This is a genomic window from Komagataeibacter europaeus (assembly GCF_002173515.1).
Taxonomy (GTDB): Bacteria; Pseudomonadota; Alphaproteobacteria; order Acetobacterales; family Acetobacteraceae; genus Komagataeibacter; species Komagataeibacter europaeus.
On sequence record NZ_CP021469.1, the window covers coordinates 18,762 to 37,199 of the forward strand.

Genomic DNA, 18,438 nt, shown 5'->3' on the forward strand with positions numbered 1-18,438 from the left:
GCAACCCATGGACGTTATGGTGAAAATTTCAGCAATACGGAATTGTGATCGGATCATATGACAAGCACGTTCCTTATATCCCTTACATACTGCCCCATAGTATGAAAAGGATACTCAAGGGTAGTATATTCGGGAGTAAGCGTTCGTGCCGCACACACCGGCTGAGAAAAAGCGCGTTCTGACCCGCGTGCGCCGTATTCGCGGGCAACTTGATGCGCTGGAACAGGCTTTGGAGAAGGGAACTGATTGCGGTCCGGTGCTGCAACAGGTGGCGGCTATCCGGGGAGCGATCAACGGATTAATGGCCGGTGTTCTCGAAAGCCACCTGCGGGAAGAATTTGTTGAGTGTGCCGGTGATCGTGATGCTGCCAGTGGTTCGATCGAGAATGTGGTGTCACTCGTTCGATCCTATCTCCGGTAATGCCCTCGATGCTGGCTGATAGGTTATTTGGAGAAAAAATCATGAAATCACGGGCCGCAGTTGCTTTCGAGGCGGGTAAGCCCCGATCGAGAATGTGGTGTCACTCGTTCGATCCTATCTCCGGTAATGCCCTCGATGCTGGCTGATAGGTTATTTGGAGAAAAAATCATGAAATCACGGGCCGCAGTTGCTTTCGAGGCGGGTAAGCCCTTGAGATTGTCGAGATCGATGTAGCGCCTCCTCGTGCTGGTGAGGTGCTCGTGCAGATCACGCATACGGGTGTGTGCCACACTGATGCGTTTACCCTGTCAGGGGATGATCCCGAGGGACTGTTCCCAGCCGTTTTGGGTCACGAAGGCGCGGGAATTGTCATCGAGGTCGGAGAAGGGGTCACCAGCGTTGCCCCCGGCGACCATGTCATTCCGCTTTACACGGCGGAATGCGGTGAATGTCTGTTCTGTAAGTCGGGAAAAACCAATCTCTGCATTTCAGTGCGCGCCACACAGGGTAAAGGCGTGATGCCGGATGGCACGACACGCTTCTCCTACAAAGGTCAGCCGATCCATCATTACATGGGGTGTTCGACGTTCAGCGAATACACGGTTGTCGCCGAGGTTTCTCTGGCAAAAATCAATCCCGCATCCAATCCAGAGCATGTCTGTCTGTTGGGATGTGGCGTCACCACAGGGATTGGTGCGGTACACAACACGGCCAAGGTGCAGCCGGGAGATACGGTTGCCGTCTTCGGTCTGGGCGGGATCGGTCTCGCGGTCATTCAGGGAGCGCGACAGGCAAAGGCTGGCCGGATTTTCGCTATTGATACCAACCCGGAAAAGTTTGAACTTGCCAAAGCATTCGGCGCCACGGAATTCCTCAACCCCAAGGATTATGACAAACCGATTCAGCAGGTTCTTGTGGAAATGACCGGCTGGGGTATTGATCATACATTTGAATGTATCGGAAACGTCAACGTCATGCGCGCGGCGTTAGAAGCCGCGCATCGTGGGTGGGGGCAGTCGATCGTCATCGGGGTGGCAGGGGCCGGTCAGGAAATTTCGACCCGTCCCTTCCAGCTTGTGACGGGGCGTTCGTGGCGCGGCTCGGCTTTCGGTGGGGTCAAGGGACGCAGCCAGCTTCCCGGCATGGTCGAAGATGCCATGCGTGGCGATATCGAACTTGCGCCTTTCGTAACCCACACCATGCCGCTCGAAGACATCAATACGGCCTTCGATCTGATGCATGAAGGAAAATCCATCCGTTCCGTCATTCATTTCTAAGGTCTGCGTCTCACCGCGCAACATCATTTCCAATGGTTGGAAATTACAGGAGAACGATCATGGCAGTTATTTCCGGTGACGGTGTTTTCTCTCATGTTTTTCTTGGGGCAGTGGATACTGCGGTATCCGCGAAATTCTATGACGCCGCGCTTGCGGCTCTGGGCATAAAAAACCTGGGGCCGTTCGGGCATGGGTGGATTCTGTATGGCCGCGAAAAGCCAGCCTTCATCATTGCACGTCCAGGCAACGGTGAAGCGCCCTCAAGCAACGGTGTCACCATCGGTTTTGCAGCAGCGACACCCGCCGAAGTGGAGGCTTTTCATGCCGCAGGTCTTGCCAATGGGGGAGCCGATGAAGGCGCACCCGGTCCGCGAAGCCACTTACCGGGCGCTTACGCTGCCTATCTCCGGGATCCGGCAGGGAACAAGATCTGCACTTATACCTTCACGGACGGTAACTGACATGCGCAAAAGGCAGTGAGAGCCATGGAACGCAAGGAAACACACGCCTCTTTTGGGGGCGTGCAGGAAGTCTGGCGACACAAGTCCGTGTCGTTGGGTGTGGAAGCAAACTTCGCGATCTACCTGCCGCCGCAGGCAAAAACTGAAAAGGTTCCCGTTCTTTACTGGCTCTCCGGTCTGACATGTACGGAGCAGAATTTCATTGGCAAGGCTGGCGCGCAACGCGTGGCCGCAGAACTGGGCGTCGCCATTGTCGCGTCGGATACCAGTCCACGGGGCGTGGGTGTGGCTGATGACGATGCGTACGATCTTGGACAGGGTGCCGGATTTTACCTCAATGCGACGCAGGAGCCGTGGGCTGTGCATTATCGGATGTATGATTACGTCGTCACGGAACTTCCTGCGCTGATTGAGGCGAGCTTTCCGGTTACGCAGCAGCGAGGCATTGCGGGACATTCGATGGGTGGATTTGGCGCCATCATGATCGCGCTGCGTAATCCTGGCCGCTATCGTTCTGTGTCAGCCTTTTCACCCATTGTGGCACCAACGCAGGTACCATGGGGTGAAAAAGCATTCAGTGCTTATCTGGGGCCGGATCGTGCCAGTTGGGCAGCCTATGACCCGCTTGAACTTGTGCGGACAGCGAAGGAAAGACTGCCTGTTCTGATAGATCAGGGTCTGGCGGACCAGTTTCTGAAAGAACAGCTCAGGCCAGAACTGTTCCAGGAAGCCGCACAGAATGCAGGGCAGGAACTCATCCTGAATCTTCGTCCTGATTACGATCACAGCTATTATTTTGTAGCCAGTTTTATTGCAGATCATCTCAGATATTTCGTGAGTAAACTACGATGAATAGATTGTCTGTCTTTTGGGATCCGGAATTTTCTGGCTTTGAGTGGAGATGAAATCTGTTAGGGGCATCTTTCAAACTGTGAAATCAGCTGGCAGCTTGCCGTGTGGGCTTGAGCGTACCGTCGAAGAGCATGGACCTTTCGACGCGCCGGAGCATCGTAGGATATCTCAGATGTCATGGCGGAAAGGCGTTTTGAACTTCGATAACGAAACTCCGCAGTTTTGGGGTCATAGCAGGGCCGGCATTGTAAAGCAGATGCATCGGGCGACCAGGAACTCTCCACTGGGATAGAATGCGGACAAGGCGGCCAGAATCAAGTTCGGGCTTCAAGGCCTGTTCAGAACCCAATACTATGCCCTCTCCTGACAAGGTGAGGGCCAATAGAAAGCCCCAGTCGTTGGACGTCACAGTGCCAGAAACCATGACAGATCGTGTGCAGGTCTTTCGTATAAAGTGCCATGCTGTTCGTACAGAATTTGCAGAGTTTTCGTAGACAAGACACTGATGCCGGGCGAGTTCCTCAGGACTGTCCGGAGCGCCAAATTTTTCGAGATAGGCAGGCGCTGCGCAGACCGTGAGGGAATATGAGGCCAGAGGGCGACTGACGACCGTAAGATCGGGATCTGGCTCGCCAATACGAATGACAGCTTCATGGCCATCCAGCGTCGGATGAACCAGTTGATCCGTAAGGGATACTTGTAATCGTACCTTCGGGAATTTCTTCCGAAAATTATGTAGAAACATGGGGAACATGGTCCGCCCGAAGGTAACTGGTACGCTGACAGCAAGTGTACCACGTGGTTCGCCCAGCGTGTTGGCGGCAAGATTATCAGCACGCTCGACAGCCTTCAGGACGAGATGACATTGCTCGCAGTAAAGACTCCCTATTTCTGTGAGGCTCTGACGACGTGTCGTCCGATGGAGCAGGCGCGTGCCAAGATGACGCTCCAGAGCCTCTATATGTTTGGCCACCATCTGCGGCGATAAGGTCAGACGCTGAGCGGCCGCGGCAAAAGACCCCAGTTCCACAACCTTGATGAAAACCTTCATACTGGTCAAACGATCAAGCATTCATCATCCTCAGTTGTGACTGACATCTTCTATCGACAATTTATCTCTTAAAAAAGAGGAATATGTTGAGCCTGCTGATTGATCGGCAAGCATCTTCTCCGATGGAGCTCTTTAGAATGCCTATTTATCTTGTGCGAATGGATCATCCGGACGGCGACGGGTGGGGGCAGCATGTCGTGGCGCATGTGCTGTATCTCAAGCGCCTCATTCAGGAAGGTAGTCTTCTGGCTTCTGGTCCGCTGAAAGGCACCCCATTGCGGTCAGGTTTTCTGATCATGAAAGGTGCCAATCGGCAGGAGATTGAAGCGATGGTGGCTCGGGATCCGTTCTCGCCGGAAGGTTTGATCTGTGATCTTCGAATTGAAGAGTGGGATCCGCTGTTCGGTTGCCTGTCCAACCTATCGACCGGCAAACCGCCCGTGGAACTGCAATCTCTATTCCCATCCGAAGAACACTCATGATCTATGAAATGATTCGCTTTCGGACGGATGTTTTGGGAGTGCCAGCCCTCTCCCGTCTCCTGAAAGCACGGTTCTCGGATACCCTGAATCCTGTTGCGGGAAGCCTCACAGGGGTATGGCGAACGGAGATCGGTGAACTTGGAACGCTACTCCTGCTGCGTTCCTTTTCCTGTCAGGATGCCTTGCTTAAGGCGCGGCACAGAACACTGGAGTCCAGAACGCCCTTCGGTATCAAGATGAACGACGTTTTAATAGAAGCTGAGGCGTTTGAAGGCTTTCCGTTTCTTAAACCCCCGGAGTTTGGTGAATGTGGTGGACTCTATGAAATCCGAACTTACAGTTTAAAAGCTGGAGGGTTGGAACCGACCCTGAAAGCGTGGCAGAGTGCTCTGAAGCCTGCACAAGCCTATACCCGCCACCTGATCACCAACATGTTCGCGCTGGATGGTGCGTCACGCATCTGCCATATCTGGGCCTTCGACAGCTTTGAACAACGCAATATTCTGCGTCAGCAACATTACGTGGACGGACTTTGGCCGCCAAAAGGAGGGCCTGAGCAAATTATTCATGCCCAGTCCTGCCTTTGCTTACCGGAAACTTTCTCGCCATTACGGTGACGACGAAAAGCTCACAAATGTTCCCATGAATGACTGCTTTGCCAGCCTTGTCGCTTGATAACCGACATTCTGTTACCCCCCCATTTTTCCCATTCGAATTAGATCCATATCAAACAGACTATAGTCATATTGAGACAGAGCAAAGCTATGCAAGAATAAGGGCTATATGTCGGTTTTTGTCGGGAAGCCTGAATGGGACAGACTTCCAGCCATTTCTATTGAAGCTGTCAAAACGGATATTGTGCAGCGAGGCCCTTTTATGATGATGGGTCTGGCAGTGCCGGTTCTTCCCCGAAGGGGCGATTGAGGATCGTGAGCACCTCTTCGGCAGCATAGATCCGGTTGCGGGCATAGCCGGTACGTTCGGTCAGGATCCCGACCTGGCAGAGCTGGGCAAGGGCCGTCTGGGCGGCCGGGGGCGTGATGTCCAGCAGATGGCCAAGGCGACTGGCCGTCAGGACGGGATAATCGGTCAGCAGGTCCAGCGCGCGCAGCGCGGCCGAGCCCTTGCGGAAAGCCCGGCGCTGCCGCCATGTGGCCTTCAGGGCCTGGGTTGCCTGCCGGGTGACCTGCACTTCGGTAACGGTCCGGATGATGGCGTCTGACAGGAACCCGATCAGGGGCGGCCAGTCGAGCCGCTGCTGGGCACGTTTGAGCGCCGCGTAATAGTCCTGTCTGTGGGCCTCGATATAGGGGGAAAGATACAGGGGGACCTGGCCGTCAGCGGCCATCATCAGCGGAAGTAGCAGGCGGCCAACCCGGCCATTGCCATCGCTGAACGGATGCACGGCCTCGAAATGGGCATGGGCGATGGCCAGCCGGGTGATGAGGGACTGGGTCATCTGCTGCATCCCGTCGGCCTGCATGTAGTTCAGGGAGGCCTCCAGACAGGCTGCCACCTGGTCGGGAGGAGGCGGGTTATAGGTCGAATAGGCGATATGCCCTGTCCCGCCGATCCAGACCACGTCCCGGCGCAGGGTGCCCGGTGTCCTGCGATAGGCCGGGTCATGCTGCATGACCGCCTGATGGAGCGTCAGCACGGTGGGCAGGCGGAAGAGGGCCGGGCCTTCGCTGCAGGCCTGTGGCAGGAACTGCTCCAGGGCGCGCGCATAGTCGCGGACCTGCCGTGTGGCATGGGAAGCGTCCTGGTCGTCTTCATCGACCACCAGCAGCTCATTGAGGGTGCTGTGCGTGCCTTCCATGGCAGAACTGCTGAGGGCTTCCTGACGGCTCAGGACGCGGCTGATCAGGTACGGATCAGGCAGGGTACGGGCGAGGGCGGCGATTTCACCCAGGGCGGACAAAGCCTGCCCATGGCGGGCGGCGGCATCGCCCAGCATAACGCCCGCTTCAGGCGGCGACGGGGGCACGACCCCGTAATGCTGGGCATAGGGGGCGGGTAGCCGCTGCAGACATTCCCGGATCCCGCCGGCCAGATCCTCACGCTTCATCCTGGCCAACCTTTTCCTGAGACCGGATTTTCCTAACATGATTAAGGTTTTTGTTAAAACCTTAATCATGTTAGCCAGAAGTAGGCCCTTGCGCAAGGTTCTGCCACGTTGTGCGTGCAGCCACAGGTGACGTGGATGAAAATCCCTCCAGGCCTAATCCTGTCCGGTAATATGGATTACCGGACAGGTCTGCGCTAGGCTCTGGCGAGCCCGAAAGCCGCAGGAAACCGCCCTATCGTGATTATCGATCCTAACGGGATTGGCCCGGCCGGCAGGGACACTTCCCTGGCCGCGCCGCTGGCCCAGGCCCGCGCCTATGCCCGCGCCAGCCGGGCGCCCGCCACCCGCCTGGCCTACCGGCGCGACTGGGCCGCCTTCACCGCCTGGTGCCACGCCCGGGACCAGGGCGCGCTGCCCGCCGATCCCCGGCTGGTGGCACTGTTCCTTGCCCATGAGGCCGCGCGTGGCCTGCGCCCGTCATCGATCGGCCGCCTGCTGGCGGCCATCGCCTTTGCCCATCGTCAGGCCGGCTGCGTGCCGCCCCAGGCCCAGCCACAGGCGGGCGTGCTGGCCGAAGTGATCGCCGGCATCCGTCGTCAGGCCGGCACCGCCCCGCGCCGCAAGCAGGCTGCCGATGACCGGGTGCTGCAGGCCATGCTGGCCGCCCTGCCGGCGACAAACCTGAAGGCCATCCGTGACCGGGCGCTGCTGGCCTTCGGCATGGCCGGGGCCTTCCGCCGCTCGGAACTGGCCGGGCTGCGCTGCGACCAGCTCGACCGCACCCCAGAGGGCATGACCGTGCGCTTCGGGGCAACCAAGACCGATCCCGAGGGGCGGGGCGTGTGCATCGCCATTCCCGAAGGACGCCGCATCCGGCCCGTCGCCCTGCTCGAGGCCTGGCTGGAGGCGGCCGGAATTACGGACGGAGCCGTATTCCGTGACGTGGTGCGCGGTCAGGCCAGCGCAGGCCCGATCAGCGACCGCACCGTGGCCCGCGTGGTCCAGCGCGCTGCCCAGGCCGCAGGCTACGACCCGGCCCGCTTCGGGGGGCATTCCCTGCGCGCAGGCTTCCTCACCTCAGGCGCGCGGGCCGGGGCCAGTCTCTTCCGGCTCAAGGACGTCTCCCGCCACCGCTCCACCGATGTCCTCGCAGCCTATGTCCGCGAGGCCGGACTCTTTACAGATCATGCAGGAGAGACGTTTCTTTGACTGTCATTTTAGGTAGAGGCTGTGCCGGTCCAGGTCCGTCCATTTCCTGATCGACCACGTCCAGATCTTCCGTGCATTCTGGCAAAATTTGTGGTTGGTCTGTTTTCTGAACTTTTCGTAATTCTGAAAATTATTTCCCATGGTCAGTATGTCCCCTTTATTCTCTCCCGGCGTAGCCCAGAACGACAATAATGAGGCTTCCATAGCTACTACCCGTTCCAGGCGGGCCCGTCGGATGCGGCGTCTGGCGCGGGTCAGGACCCTGAAGTGGCATCGAACCATCATGTATTGTACCGGGGCCGTGCTGATTGGCATTATCTCCGTAATCTTTGCCCATATCGGGGATTGGGCGGCCGAGCTGCGTTATCATGTTGTCGCCAGAAACCCATGGTCCATGCTGGTGATTGCCCCGCTCGGGCTTGTTGCCATTTCCTGGCTGACACGCCTGTTATTCAATGGTGCTCAGGGATCAGGAATTCCCCAGACAATCGCAACCCTGCATATGCATAATTTCGTGCTTGTGGACCGGATCCTGACCTTGCGCATTGCGCTGGGCAAGATCCTGATGACATGCTTGGGTCTCATCTGTGGTGCCTCGATCGGTCGTGAAGGGCCGAGTGTCCAGATCGGCGCTTCCATCATGCACGCATTTTCGCGTGCCATGGGGCAGCATAATGATGTCACCAGGCATGGTATGATCCTCGCAGGGGGGGCTGCCGGCATGGCTGCCGCTTTCAATACGCCTCTTGCCGGTGTTGTGTTTGCGATTGAAGAACTGGCGCACTCCTTTGAACAGAAGGCGTCGGGGCGTACTCTGACTGTTATTATTTTTTCGGGGATTACAGCAATTGCCCTGTTGGGGAACTATACATATTTTGGTCGGACGAATGTTTTTATTCCGGTAGGACGCGCATGGCTGGCCGTTCTGGTATGTGGTGTAAGTGGTGGATTGGCGGGGGGGATTTTCGCCCGTCTTGTCATCCGCCTTTCAAAAGGTCTACCGGCTTTTCTTGGCCGGTTTTCAAGTCGATTCCCTCTTGTATTTGTGGCGCTATGCGGCCTGTTACTGGCTCTGATCGGACTGGCATCAGATGGTGCGACTTATGGTACGGGCTATCTGCAGGCGCGTGGGATAGTGGATGGAAGCCTGCATTATCCTGCGTCTTTCTTTCTTCTGAAGTATATCTCCATGCTGATTACTTTCTGCTCTGGCATTCCTGGCGGCATGTTTGCACCTTCCCTTGCGATCGGTGCAGGAATGGGAGGATGGGCCGAGCAGTTTCTGCCTCATACGTCGCCTGGAGGCGTTGTACTGCTGGGTATGGCTGCCTATTTTTGTGGCGTTGCCCAGTCACCGCTGACGGCAACCATCATCGTGATGGAAATATGTGACAATCAGCAGGTGACCCTAGCCCTGCTGGCCACGGCCTTCCTGTCGTTCGGTGTATCCCGCATGGTCTGTCCCAGACCGCTTTATTCGGCACTGGCTACGGGATTTCTGGAAAAAACAGAGCAAATGGCGCGACAGGTATCTCACGATAGATTGGAAAAATAATTTTATTCTGAACTGGGTTCCTGATCGAGCGGCTGATCAGCATTCTGTTGGGCAGATTCACCAACAAGAAAAGAAATATGAAATCATGTTGCTTCCTCTGTCCAATCCGGTTCCACAATCAGGGAAACCGGAAAATGTCTGCAGTCTGGTGTTCCTGTCTGCGGCATCTGTCGTGATCGGGGCATCTGCCGGTATGATCTGTGGTATCTTCCGCTTGTTGCTGGAATGGCTGGAGGCCGTCCGGACAGATATGGGAATGGAAGTGTCGCTTCAGCATGGCTTTTCTTGCGAAGGCGTGCTGTTGATCATCGGATCTGGCGCAGCTGCATGGCTGGCTTCAGGTCTCGTTCGTCATTTTTCCCCTCTTGCAGCAGGAAGTGGCATCCCGCATGTGGAAGCTGTCTTGTTGAGTGCGTCACCGCCTGTGCCATGGCGGGTGGTGCCCGTCAAATTCGTGGGTGGCCTGCTGGCGATCGGAAGTGGGCTTGCCTTGGGACGTGAAGGGCCCAGTGTGCAGATGGGAGCGACTGCAGCTCATACGTTTGGCAGGCTGCTCTGTCTGGAGAAGACAGACTGCCTTGCCCTCCTTGCTGCAGGCGCGGGAGCAGGGCTGGCGACCGCTTTCAATGCGCCGGCAGCCGGTGCTGTTTTCGTTTTGGAAGAACTGGTCGGCCGGTTTGAAATCAGAATGGTTTGTGCCGCATTGGGGGCATCCATTTCGGCCATTCTGGTCAGCCGGGGCATGCTGGGTAGCCAGACGGTCTTTAGTGTCGCTCCTCTGATCCTTCCAGAATCGCTTGCCAAACAGCTGTTTTTCGTCATGACCGGGGTCATGACGGGCCTGGTTGCTGTCGGATACAACCGGACGACCATGGCAGTGCTCCGTCTGGCCGGGAGGCTGCCTGTCAGCATCTCAGTCAGGCCTGTTCTGGTGGGAGGTTTGGCCGGTTTGGTGGTTTGTCTTGCACCGCACTTGGCTGGAGGGGGAAAGTGGATCACGCAGACGGCCATAAACAACGAGATCGGATTACATCAGATTCCGGCACTACTGGCTTTTCGGCTGATTTTTGGGGCCCTGTCTTATGCCGCTGCAACACCTGGAGGTCTGTTTGCCCCCATGCTGGCCCTGGGGGCACTTTCCGGTCTGGGGAGTAGTGTTGTGGCACAGGCATTAAGTCCTGATACACCTCTGGCGACCGCACCTTTTGTGATTGTCGGCATGGCCTCCATGTTCGCCGGATCCGTTCGTGCACCGCTGACCGGGATTATTCTGGTTATGGAAATGACAGGTTCGTCCGAGTTGATAATGCCGCTTTTATCCGGGAGTTTTGCTGCGATGGTCGTAGCCGGCGCACTTGGAGACATGCCCATTTATGCTGCCCTGAGACTCAGGGCCCAGTCACACACGCGATGATTTCAGAGAAGTGTTCTATCCCCGATCTGGGGGGAAGCAGAATGCAATTGCATAATAAGTCTCTGACCTTAGATCAGGAGGCTATGATGCCCCGGACTAGCTCTGATCCGAAGGTGGAGATTTTCAACTTCCGGATTGACCCGGCGCTGAAGGCAGCGTTCACGGCTGCAACCAGTGCGGATGAACGGCCTGCTGCCGATGTGCTGCGGGATTTCATGCGCGCTATGTGGCGGGGCGGGAGCGGCGTGCTTTCGAGGCAGAAGCGCGGCGGCAGTCCCGTGAAGTAGCGGTGCTGGCGTGCGCCCCGGCAGGATGCAGCTGTTCGACCGCGACGGGAGCCGCAAATACCTCACGGTCGCCGAGCGGGCACGGTTCCTGCGCGCGGCCGAGCAGGCGCCGCGCGAGGCCCGCACGCTGTGCATGACCTTGGCCTGGTCGGGCTGCCGCCTATCCGAGGCCCTTGCCCTCACGGCGGACCGGGTGGACCTGGCCGGGGGCGTGCTGGTGTTCGCCACGCTCAAGAAGCGCCAGGACGGGGTCTATCGCGCCGTGCCGGTGCCCCCCTCCTTCCTCGAGGCCCTGGATCTGGTGCATGGCATCCGCGAGGCCCAGCGCCGGCGGGGCCATGGAGCGGCCGCCCGGCTGTGGCCCTGGTCCCGCATGACCGGCTGGCGGGCGGTGCACGCGGTCATGGACGCCGCCGGCCTGTCCGGCCCGGCCGCGTCCCCCAAGGGCCTGCGCCATGCCTTCGGCGTCGCCGCCGTCTCCCCCTCAACATGGTGCAGAAATGGCTCGGTCACGCCCAGCTCTCCACCACTGGCATCTATGCCGATGCCGTCGGCGCCGAGGAGCAAGATATCGCACGGAAAATGTGGGGGTAAACGAGAAATATCTCGTTTGGGGAAATATCCCACATTCGATTGAATGAATATTCATTTCACATTTTATGTGATTGACAAAGGCAAACATATTATGAGATGAAAAGGCGTTGTTTTGAATATTCAAAAAGGATTAAAAGGTGATTATCGCAATAGGAAATACGAAAGGAGGGGTGGGGAAGACCACTTTAGCTGTTCAACTCGCCATAATTCGTGCCACTGCTGGTAGAGAGGTATGGCTGATTGATGGTGATCGACAGGGTACAGCAGCTGCTGCTATCGCAGCTCGTTCTGAAGCTGGAAAGCTACCTGGGATTGCTTGTGCACAGTATCCGGACGGCCCTAATCTACGTGCCCAAGTTCAGCAGCAGCGTGATAAATGGGATGATATTATCATCGATGTTGGCGGCCGAGATTCTACAGCGCTTCGCGCAGCACTCATTCTCGCTGATACGCTTCTGGTTCCATTTGCGCCGCGTTCCTATGACGTATGGGCACTAGACGACATGGCTGCTCTCATTGATGAAGCACGAAGTGTTCGGGATGGATTGCGTGCTGTAGCTGTTATGAACCAAGCTGATCCAGGAGATCATTCAACGGATAATGCAGAGGCGGCTGCAGCAGTGAAAGATGTGCCGCAATTCATTTATCTGCCGATACCAATTCGACGCCGTAAAGCGTTCAGTAATGCTGGTGGAGCAGGTCTGGCTGTTTCCGAACTGACGCCACGAGACCCCAAAGCCATCGCTGAAATTTCTGCACTTGCAAATGCCGTTTTTAATCCAATTTGAATATTCATAACATATTAAGGATAGATTAAATGGCAATTCATCGCAAAGCTAAACCGACGTCGGTAGAATCTGCTGCAGATGCTTTCGTTACTGGAGCTCCTGATGCAGGAAAAACAAAGCCTCCATCATACGACAAAGGGTTGCCCAAGGGACATAAACGCCAGATTAGTTTGACCATTGCTCCAGACCTGTTACGGCGTGTTGATGAACGCGCTGAAGCTATGGGAACAGGCCGAGCTGCGTTTATCAGTATGGCAATTTTCAAAGCGTTAGAAGAAAGTTAAAATGATATTTTAAGAATATTCAAAAAATATATTAATGGTACTTTATTGGGTTAATTTTAGAGCTACTGAACGTGCATATATCTCTCTAAAGGGGATCTCGGCTTATGACACAAAAATGGCTGAGAAGACGAACAGGCCTTGCGTCATTGGTCGTATGCTGAACAACGTAGCAGGGACAGAGCGGGATGGGACGAATGAGCAAACGCAAACCACCATCAGAACAGAGTGAACTGGTCCTTTCTCCCACAACCGCACGTGTCATTCAGCTTTCGGCTGAAATTCAAGCAACTCCGCCTGATGAGATTGAGTTCATGCACACGGTGCTCTGTCAGGTTGGTCTTCCCCGTAAACGGACAAAAGAAACTCGCTTTGAACGAAACAATGGCAAGGCATCCCTGCTTATTACAGCGGGAGAAATGTTTAACGCTGGCCATTGGGAAAAGCTCTTCGTCCCGTATGGAACCAAGCCACGATTGGCACTTTTCCACATTAGCACCGAAGCAATCCGAACAAAATCGCGTATTGTTGCAGTCGGGCGGACTATCAGTGAATTTATGAAACGCCTCAACATCAGCCAGAATGGTCCATCCCGTGAGGCATTTCGGGCACAGATGAATGCCTTGTGTGCCTGTGAAATGAAGCTCGGCTACGGGTCGCGCAATTTGAATGCCCGGCCGGTGGATGAATTCGATGCGTGGACCAAAAATCTCGCAAAAGATAGTACGATCGAGCTATCCGAAAAATTCTGGCAGGAATTGAAAGAAAACGCTGTCCCACTTGACCCTCGTGCACTTGAGGGTTTGCAGCACTCAGCTTTGGCGCTCGACATCTACACATGGCTTGCCCATCGACTTCATCGGGTGCGGCGGCCTGGTGAGAAGCTTACTTGGGCCAACCTTCGTTTGCAGTTTGGGCAGGAATATACGGACGATAAGAATTTCAAGAAGGCATTCCTGATCGCATTGCGACAGGTTGCGGCTGTTTATCCAGATGCAAGGCTTGAACAGGTTCGGACGGGTCTAAGACTGATCGCATCACCGCCGCCCGTACCGCGGCAGACGATCATCGCCTATCAAAAAACCATCGGATCAGATACTTAATCAGAAAATCTGACTAAAATGAGCGGTGCAATTACCACCCGTTGACCACAGGCCCTGTCGACTGATCGCGGTGCAATTACCACCCTTTTAGCAACGGCATCAACGGTTCAATTATAATGCAAGTGCTATCCTTTTGCGTCCGCTTCGAGGTTAGAGGAAGGCGGTGCAATCACCACCCTTTTGGCATTTGCGGCACCACTGAAAGCACGGTGTAATTACCACCCCTCTTGTTCTGCTCAAAGCCTCCAAAAGATAGTGCGATTGTCACTGTTTCTAGGAGAAGGCCTCTCTCTGTGAACAGAAAAGTTATCCCGGTGCAATCACCACCCTAATACGGTGCAATCACCACCCGTAGGCACGGTGCAATCACCACCCGTAGGCACGGTGCAATCGCCACCCCCCTAAAACCGATATGATTCCCGTTATCTAAACCGATAGGTTTTTCCGGTAGTTGTCCGATAATTTCTAATGGAATTGTGGAAAAATATAAGGCTTAAGAGTAAATCTTGATCTAAATCTCCGCCTCTTGGGGGCTCCGCCCCCGCCGGCTCGCGGCCTACGGCCGCCCCGATCGCGCTTTGCGCGATCTCCCACCCGGCATCCCCCTGCTCGCCCTTTCAGGGCTGCGCTAATACGGACACGCCTACGGCGCGAAATCATAATCTGACGATGCATTCCCGCATCGTCTCTCCACCAAGACCTTCCTCCCCCGCGTCGGCGCCTTTGGCGCCCTACGGGGCTCCCGCTCCGCGCTCGCCCGACGCCTGCAACACCAGAAGAACCGGGCAAGACCACAATCTGCTCAAGACGCGCCGGCGTTCAGGCGATCATTCAGCGGCTCACGTGTCACACCATGCCCGCCAGACGCCACAGGATGGCCTTACCGGCGTTATTGTGCGGTGTGGTGGCGATAAGGGAATTGCGCGCTGTGCGGCCTCCCAGGGCGCTCTGCGGGCCTTGTCGAGGATTGATGGGCTGGCCATTCCCTGTTCGTCCGTTCAGGCCTCCTTTTCCCGACTTTCTGGCAGGAAATACGGGTTTCCTGTATATCCCAGATAATCCGTCATATCTGGATCATGCTCCATGAAAGCGTTTCCAGCGAGCGCCGTGACCCGCAATGCCAGCGATCTTTTCGAAGCGGCCGCCGTTGCACCTGTAGTCATCACCAGGCACCACAAGCCGCGTTTCGTCATCATGTCCGTGGACCATTATGAGGCCCTGCTCAGAAAGCAGCAGGGCATCGAAGACGTTCCGGAGAAGGGGTCATCGTCATGAAGGACAGTCCCGGAACACTGCCACAAAAGCGGCCCTGGCAGCTGCTCGTGGTCGGGGACGGGGGAACCCTGCTGACACAGCAGGATATCGAAGCCCTGACCCGCATCCTCGATCTCCTGCTGCATGTCGCCGGCCTCGACATCACCACCTTGGTCGGCTCCGCGCGCGTATTCCGGGATGTCCCAGGCAATTACATCCAGCAGGCAGACCAGATCCTGGCCGGGATGTTTACGCGCAATCCCGATGTGACGGGCATAACCTTTCCGGCCCCGCATGGCAGGGCCGCTCATACGGCGACACCTGATGATCCGCATGTGCTCCCTCATGACAGGGCGCTCACCGCAATCATGGATGCACGCCAGCGCGGAGAGATCACAGCCGATGAAATGATCGCCCAGATCCGGCAGGCAGGTGCCTGAGCATCCGCACCTGTGGTGCAATGGTGTATGAGGACCCGCTATTTATGGGTGGGCGCAATGTCGGCCTCGGGTATGTCGATGGGTCGTCACAAGGGTAGCCGTAGGGTCGTGAAACGGTCGTTCCATCAATGCATCAGGGATAGTCGTAACCATTGCACTCTGCGTCATCTTCCTGCGGTGTGCGAGAGCGTCCCCCTTATTGCCCGGGTTCAGGCAGGGGAAGGGGATGATCGGTCCCGAGGCTGGCCGCCCATGCCTTCACCGCTTCACCACTGATGAACAATCCGGCATCAGCCTCGGCCAGTGCCCGGCGTGTGGCTTCGTCCTTCCAGGCATCCTAGTCATCGCGATCGGTATGATCCGTCTTCATGTCCCGTTTCTCCCGGTCTGGACCTTCAGGCCAGTTTTGGCCTGCGTCCGCGTTTCTTCTTTGGCAGGCGCGTGACCGGAACTTCAGCTTCCGGTATGTGCGAAGGCTCCGGTGTCGCCCTGATGGTCCGCCCCAGTCCGCTTTCCTGTGCCAGGGTAGCCCGTTGTGCCGAATAGGATGGGGCGGTCATCGGATAGCTTTCCGGCAGGCCCCATTTTGCCCGGTATTGCTGGGGCGTCAGGCCATAGACGGTGTGAAGGTGACGCTTGAGCATCTTCAGCTTCTTCCCGTCCTCCAGGCAGACGATGTAATCTGGAAAGACCGATTCCTTCACAGGTACGGCCGGTACCAGATCCGGTGTTCCGGTCGTCGCCTGTCCCAGACTTCCGAGCGCCTGAAACACCGTGGCGATGAGGCCGGGCAGGGTATCCGCCGGAACCGTGTGACTGCTGACATAGGCTGTGACAATCCGGGTCGTAAGCTCGCGCACTGTGTCAGCTCCGGATGATCGTGTCTCGTGGTCGGTCATGGTCACGTCTGCCTGTGTTGTCCTGTCCTGTTTCCCGGTGCCTGTCGAAGGCATGAAGCCCCGCACGTCTCCAGCGTGCTGTCAGGTCAACCAAAGCAGTATCATCGCCGCCCTGAAGCCGCCCTGCAATATCCAGGAAGGCTCCGAACAGGGTTGCGCGGTCCTCATCGGGCAGCCAGGGGATGTCGCGTAAGACACGGTTTCCAATCTGTCCGGCCTGCAAAACTCAGTTCAGGGCCCAGCAGCGCGATGTCGGGACGTTCTGATCCGTGCCTGGCACAGGCGCTGTCAGAACACAGATTACGGTCTGCCTTTGCCAGACCAGCGTGAAGAGGGCTCCTGAGCCGCCATAATCCGCTGTGGTCGTGATCCGATAGCCTTTGGTCAACAGGCTCGCCAGAGAATCCGGCACCGGCTTCAGTGCTGTCGGAACAGACAGGGCCGCATAGGGAGATTTAACGTCCGACTGAGGCAGCCAGTCTCCTCTGCCCTGGGCAAAGCCTGAAGCAGGCCGGAAGAGGATCGGCAGGACAACAAGGAGCAAAAACAGTTTTTGCATCATGATTTTTCCTGTGCGGGTCCTTTTTCAAAAGCGCGCAGGAAAGCGTCGATATCGTCGCTCATCAGGAGGGGCATCCGTTCTCGTATCAATGCTTCAGGCCAGTCCCACCAGGCGACTGCAAGCAGACGCCCGATGGTCTTTTCGGGGAAGCGGTATTTGAGGACCCGGGCCGGGTTGCCGCCCACGATGGCATATGGCGGCACGTCCCTGGTCACCACGGCCGCCGTGGCGATGATCGCGCCTGATCCTATGGTGACACCCGACATGATGTTGGCCCGCGCGCCGATCCAGACGTCATTGCCAATGACGATATCCCCCTTGGTGGAATGGTCATCGGTTGCATCCGCCGCTTCGGGCCAGAAATTGCACTGGTTCTTGAACGGGTAGGTGGTGATCGTGTCCGGTCGGTGATTGCCCAGGATCATCAGCACCTCGCGGGCGATCGAGCAGTATTTTCCGATCTTCAGGCCGGCATATTCAGCTTCTATGATGATGGGAGAACCCTTGGCGCCATATGTATGGTCGCCGATGTCCCAGCCCCACTCTTCGATCTCATGGGCAAGAGTGTAACGTAGGAGCAGAGAAAAGGCGTTCTTGCCGTAATACATGGGCCTCGGTTCTCCCGTTCTGGTTCAGGGTTTCGTTTGCATTCGATAGCGGACAGATCAGGTGATCGTGTTTCGCAGTCAGTCCTGTTCCCGGTCGCTGTCGAAGGCATGAAGCCCCGCACGCCTCCAGCGTGTTTTCAGGTCGCCTGACGCGGTAGTCCTGCCCTCCCGAAGCTGCCCTGCAATGTCCAGGAAGGCCCCGAGCAGGGTGGCGCGGTCATCATCGGTCAGATCGACCAGTCCCGCCTTCTGGACCAGGCCACCCAGTTCGATCAGATGATGGGTGCGTTCCCGTCGCGCCTTCGCCCAGTCGCGCATGTCAGTGCGTGCCTTTCGTGCCTGATGGCGATGGATCAGGGCCGCCTGCTTCCTGATCCGTCTTTCAAGCGCCAGAAGCTCCGTTCTGATCGTATCCGGTTTCTTTCCGGCCGCCCTTTTTCGCGCCGGCCTGAAAGAACGCCGTCCCCCGTTCGGTCCACCTCGCGATGGCTTCAGGTTTGCCGTCAGCCTGTTCGACAGCCGCAAGCAGCACCCCGGCCAGCGCCTCGATCGACAGGATATCGGCTCCCGTCGCCTCGACCAGTTCGCCGAGCTGGATGGTCCGTTGCGCCTTAAGCTGCTTCGCCTTTTCCTGAAGCGCCTTCAGTTCCGCATCAATGTCCCGTGGCCTGCGCATTTCCGGTCCCCTGTCCTGCTGGTCTGTGCCATACTCTACCATACAGGCGAGAACCGCGTCACTCATCCAGAGTAATCAATCTTTATGGTGCAGTAAAATGTGAGTGCGCGCTTATACGTCACTTCGTGACGTGCGCTTAAGAGGTGTGATAGGATC

The 18,438-nt window shown here is 56.8% G+C and carries 21 protein-coding genes and 3 pseudogenes; 16 read left to right on the forward strand and 8 right to left on the reverse strand.

All coding sequences use genetic code 11. The features are described from left to right. The first annotated feature begins 145 nt into the window (after window positions 1-145). The 4 genes and pseudogenes from frmR (at window position 146) to fghA (ending at window position 3,011) form a co-directional block, all read left to right on the forward strand. On the forward strand, window positions 146-421 hold the full coding sequence (gene frmR / locus S101446_RS17380) for a formaldehyde-responsive transcriptional repressor FrmR (protein WP_025829448.1): 276 nt from the start codon (window positions 146-148) through the stop codon (window positions 419-421). A 168-nt stretch (window positions 422-589) separates the two neighbouring features. Next, a pseudogene (locus S101446_RS17385) lies at window positions 590-1,698 on the forward strand (S-(hydroxymethyl)glutathione dehydrogenase/class III alcohol dehydrogenase). A 59-nt stretch (window positions 1,699-1,757) separates the two neighbouring features. Further along, window positions 1,758-2,159 (forward strand): VOC family protein, encoded by a 402-nt coding sequence (locus S101446_RS17390; protein WP_039733238.1) that lies wholly within the window; start codon window positions 1,758-1,760, stop codon window positions 2,157-2,159. A gap of 24 nt (window positions 2,160-2,183) precedes the next feature. Further along, a complete protein-coding gene (gene fghA / locus S101446_RS17395) occupies window positions 2,184-3,011 on the forward strand; it encodes an S-formylglutathione hydrolase (protein WP_087609083.1) in 828 nt (275 codons plus the stop codon). A gap of 175 nt (window positions 3,012-3,186) precedes the next feature. On the opposite strand, the gene S101446_RS17400 is transcribed toward fghA, so the two are convergent. After that, window positions 3,187-4,083, reverse strand: coding sequence for a LysR family transcriptional regulator (locus S101446_RS17400; RefSeq protein ID WP_082084838.1), 897 nt, complete (start codon window positions 4,081-4,083; stop codon window positions 3,187-3,189). Window positions 4,084-4,199: 116 nt separating this feature from the next. On the opposite strand from S101446_RS17400, the gene S101446_RS17405 reads away from it, so the two are divergent. Next, window positions 4,200-4,544, forward strand: coding sequence for a YciI family protein (locus S101446_RS17405; RefSeq protein ID WP_171789708.1), 345 nt, complete (start codon window positions 4,200-4,202; stop codon window positions 4,542-4,544). After that, a complete protein-coding gene (locus tag S101446_RS17410) occupies window positions 4,541-5,161 on the forward strand; it encodes an NIPSNAP family protein (RefSeq protein ID WP_039733240.1) in 621 nt (206 codons plus the stop codon). Before S101446_RS17405 ends, S101446_RS17410 begins: the two co-directional genes overlap by 4 nt. A 257-nt stretch (window positions 5,162-5,418) precedes the next feature. Here the strand turns inward: S101446_RS17410 and S101446_RS17415 are convergent, their stop codons facing one another. Further along, window positions 5,419-6,612, reverse strand: a complete 1,194-nt coding sequence (locus S101446_RS17415; protein ID WP_087609084.1) for a Fic family protein — start codon at window positions 6,610-6,612, stop codon at window positions 5,419-5,421. Window positions 6,613-6,849: 237 nt separating this feature from the next. On the opposite strand from S101446_RS17415, the gene S101446_RS17420 reads away from it, so the two are divergent. From S101446_RS17420 to S101446_RS17470, 10 genes and pseudogenes are all read left to right on the forward strand, one after another. After that, window positions 6,850-7,821 carry a site-specific integrase gene (locus S101446_RS17420; protein ID WP_087609085.1) on the forward strand — a complete coding sequence of 324 codons (972 nt, stop codon included), beginning with the start codon at window positions 6,850-6,852 and terminating at the stop codon, window positions 7,819-7,821. A gap of 283 nt (window positions 7,822-8,104) precedes the next feature. Next, complete coding sequence (locus S101446_RS17430) at window positions 8,105-9,376, forward strand: chloride channel protein (RefSeq protein ID WP_087609087.1); 1,272 nt, start codon at window positions 8,105-8,107, stop codon at window positions 9,374-9,376. An 85-nt stretch (window positions 9,377-9,461) separates the two neighbouring features. Beyond that, on the forward strand, window positions 9,462-10,790 hold the full coding sequence (locus S101446_RS17435; protein ID WP_087609088.1) for a ClC family H(+)/Cl(-) exchange transporter: 1,329 nt from the start codon (window positions 9,462-9,464) through the stop codon (window positions 10,788-10,790). Between the two features lie 83 nt (window positions 10,791-10,873). After that, window positions 10,874-11,077, forward strand: coding sequence for a hypothetical protein (locus S101446_RS17440; protein ID WP_193558373.1), 204 nt, complete (start codon window positions 10,874-10,876; stop codon window positions 11,075-11,077). 25 nt (window positions 11,078-11,102) lie between these two features. Next, window positions 11,103-11,671: pseudogene (locus S101446_RS17445) on the forward strand (tyrosine-type recombinase/integrase). A 137-nt stretch (window positions 11,672-11,808) separates the two neighbouring features. Next, the gene (locus tag S101446_RS17450) at window positions 11,809-12,459 is read left to right on the forward strand and encodes an AAA family ATPase (RefSeq protein ID WP_087609089.1); all 651 of its coding nucleotides are present in this window, start codon (window positions 11,809-11,811) and stop codon (window positions 12,457-12,459) included. Between the two features lie 29 nt (window positions 12,460-12,488). Continuing rightward, on the forward strand, window positions 12,489-12,743 hold the full coding sequence (locus tag S101446_RS17455) for a ribbon-helix-helix domain-containing protein (protein ID WP_084296474.1): 255 nt from the start codon (window positions 12,489-12,491) through the stop codon (window positions 12,741-12,743). Between the two features lie 194 nt (window positions 12,744-12,937). Then, window positions 12,938-13,843, forward strand: a complete 906-nt coding sequence (locus S101446_RS17460; protein ID WP_087609090.1) for a replication protein RepA — start codon at window positions 12,938-12,940, stop codon at window positions 13,841-13,843. Window positions 13,844-14,926: 1,083 nt separating this feature from the next. Then, a complete protein-coding gene (locus S101446_RS17465; RefSeq protein ID WP_087609091.1) occupies window positions 14,927-15,118 on the forward strand; it encodes a type II toxin-antitoxin system Phd/YefM family antitoxin in 192 nt (63 codons plus the stop codon). Further along, a complete protein-coding gene (locus S101446_RS17470) occupies window positions 15,115-15,537 on the forward strand; it encodes a hypothetical protein (protein ID WP_087609092.1) in 423 nt (140 codons plus the stop codon). The genes S101446_RS17465 and S101446_RS17470 overlap by 4 nt, the downstream gene beginning before the upstream one ends. A 395-nt stretch (window positions 15,538-15,932) precedes the next feature. Here S101446_RS17470 and S101446_RS17475 read toward each other — a convergent pair whose 3' ends face one another. From S101446_RS17475 to S101446_RS17500, 6 genes and pseudogenes are all read right to left on the reverse strand, one after another. Further along, window positions 15,933-16,436, reverse strand: coding sequence for a MucR family transcriptional regulator (locus S101446_RS17475; protein WP_087609093.1), 504 nt, complete (start codon window positions 16,434-16,436; stop codon window positions 15,933-15,935). After that, window positions 16,402-16,611: pseudogene (gene traD / locus S101446_RS17480) on the reverse strand (conjugal transfer protein TraD); the annotation flags it as partial. The gene S101446_RS17475 and the pseudogene traD, both read right to left, overlap by 35 nt. 51 nt (window positions 16,612-16,662) lie before the next feature. Beyond that, entirely contained in the window at window positions 16,663-16,998 is a 336-nt protein-coding gene (locus tag S101446_RS17485; RefSeq protein ID WP_087609095.1) for a hypothetical protein, read from the reverse strand. Beyond that, window positions 16,995-17,606, reverse strand: a complete 612-nt coding sequence (locus S101446_RS17490) for a CatB-related O-acetyltransferase (protein ID WP_087609096.1) — start codon at window positions 17,604-17,606, stop codon at window positions 16,995-16,997. The genes S101446_RS17485 and S101446_RS17490 overlap by 4 nt, the downstream gene beginning before the upstream one ends. A 78-nt stretch (window positions 17,607-17,684) precedes the next feature. Continuing rightward, a complete protein-coding gene (locus S101446_RS17495) occupies window positions 17,685-17,924 on the reverse strand; it encodes a conjugal transfer protein TraD (protein WP_087609097.1) in 240 nt (79 codons plus the stop codon). Between the two features lie 64 nt (window positions 17,925-17,988). Continuing rightward, entirely contained in the window at window positions 17,989-18,348 is a 360-nt protein-coding gene (locus S101446_RS17500; protein ID WP_208620590.1) for a conjugal transfer protein TraD, read from the reverse strand. Window positions 18,349-18,438 lie beyond the last annotated feature (90 nt).

What these genes read in the sequence shown, in the direction of transcription:
- S101446_RS17390 (WP_039733238.1), top strand. Translation starts at nt 1,758, where the DNA reads ATGGCAGTTATTTCCGGTGACGGTGTTTTCTCTCATGTTTTTCTTGGG.
- fghA (WP_087609083.1), top strand. Translation starts at nt 2,184, where the DNA reads ATGGAACGCAAGGAAACACACGCCTCTTTTGGGGGCGTGCAGGAAGTC.
- S101446_RS17400 (WP_082084838.1), bottom strand. Translation starts at nt 4,083, where the DNA reads ATGCTTGATCGTTTGACCAGTATGAAGGTTTTCATCAAGGTTGTGGAA.
- S101446_RS17405 (WP_171789708.1), top strand. Translation starts at nt 4,200, where the DNA reads ATGCCTATTTATCTTGTGCGAATGGATCATCCGGACGGCGACGGGTGG.
- S101446_RS17410 (WP_039733240.1), top strand. Translation starts at nt 4,541, where the DNA reads ATGATCTATGAAATGATTCGCTTTCGGACGGATGTTTTGGGAGTGCCA.
- S101446_RS17415 (WP_087609084.1), bottom strand. Translation starts at nt 6,612, where the DNA reads ATGAAGCGTGAGGATCTGGCCGGCGGGATCCGGGAATGTCTGCAGCGG.
- S101446_RS17430 (WP_087609087.1), top strand. Translation starts at nt 8,105, where the DNA reads ATGTATTGTACCGGGGCCGTGCTGATTGGCATTATCTCCGTAATCTTT.
- S101446_RS17435 (WP_087609088.1), top strand. Translation starts at nt 9,462, where the DNA reads ATGTTGCTTCCTCTGTCCAATCCGGTTCCACAATCAGGGAAACCGGAA.
- S101446_RS17440 (WP_193558373.1), top strand. Translation starts at nt 10,874, where the DNA reads ATGATGCCCCGGACTAGCTCTGATCCGAAGGTGGAGATTTTCAACTTC.
- S101446_RS17455 (WP_084296474.1), top strand. Translation starts at nt 12,489, where the DNA reads ATGGCAATTCATCGCAAAGCTAAACCGACGTCGGTAGAATCTGCTGCA.
- S101446_RS17460 (WP_087609090.1), top strand. Translation starts at nt 12,938, where the DNA reads ATGAGCAAACGCAAACCACCATCAGAACAGAGTGAACTGGTCCTTTCT.
- S101446_RS17465 (WP_087609091.1), top strand. Translation starts at nt 14,927, where the DNA reads ATGAAAGCGTTTCCAGCGAGCGCCGTGACCCGCAATGCCAGCGATCTT.
- S101446_RS17470 (WP_087609092.1), top strand. Translation starts at nt 15,115, where the DNA reads ATGAAGGACAGTCCCGGAACACTGCCACAAAAGCGGCCCTGGCAGCTG.
- S101446_RS17475 (WP_087609093.1), bottom strand. Translation starts at nt 16,436, where the DNA reads ATGACCGACCACGAGACACGATCATCCGGAGCTGACACAGTGCGCGAG.
- S101446_RS17485 (WP_087609095.1), bottom strand. Translation starts at nt 16,998, where the DNA reads ATGATGCAAAAACTGTTTTTGCTCCTTGTTGTCCTGCCGATCCTCTTC.
- S101446_RS17490 (WP_087609096.1), bottom strand. Translation starts at nt 17,606, where the DNA reads ATGTATTACGGCAAGAACGCCTTTTCTCTGCTCCTACGTTACACTCTT.
- S101446_RS17495 (WP_087609097.1), bottom strand. Translation starts at nt 17,924, where the DNA reads ATGCGCGACTGGGCGAAGGCGCGACGGGAACGCACCCATCATCTGATC.
- S101446_RS17500 (WP_208620590.1), bottom strand. Translation starts at nt 18,348, where the DNA reads ATGAGTGACGCGGTTCTCGCCTGTATGGTAGAGTATGGCACAGACCAG.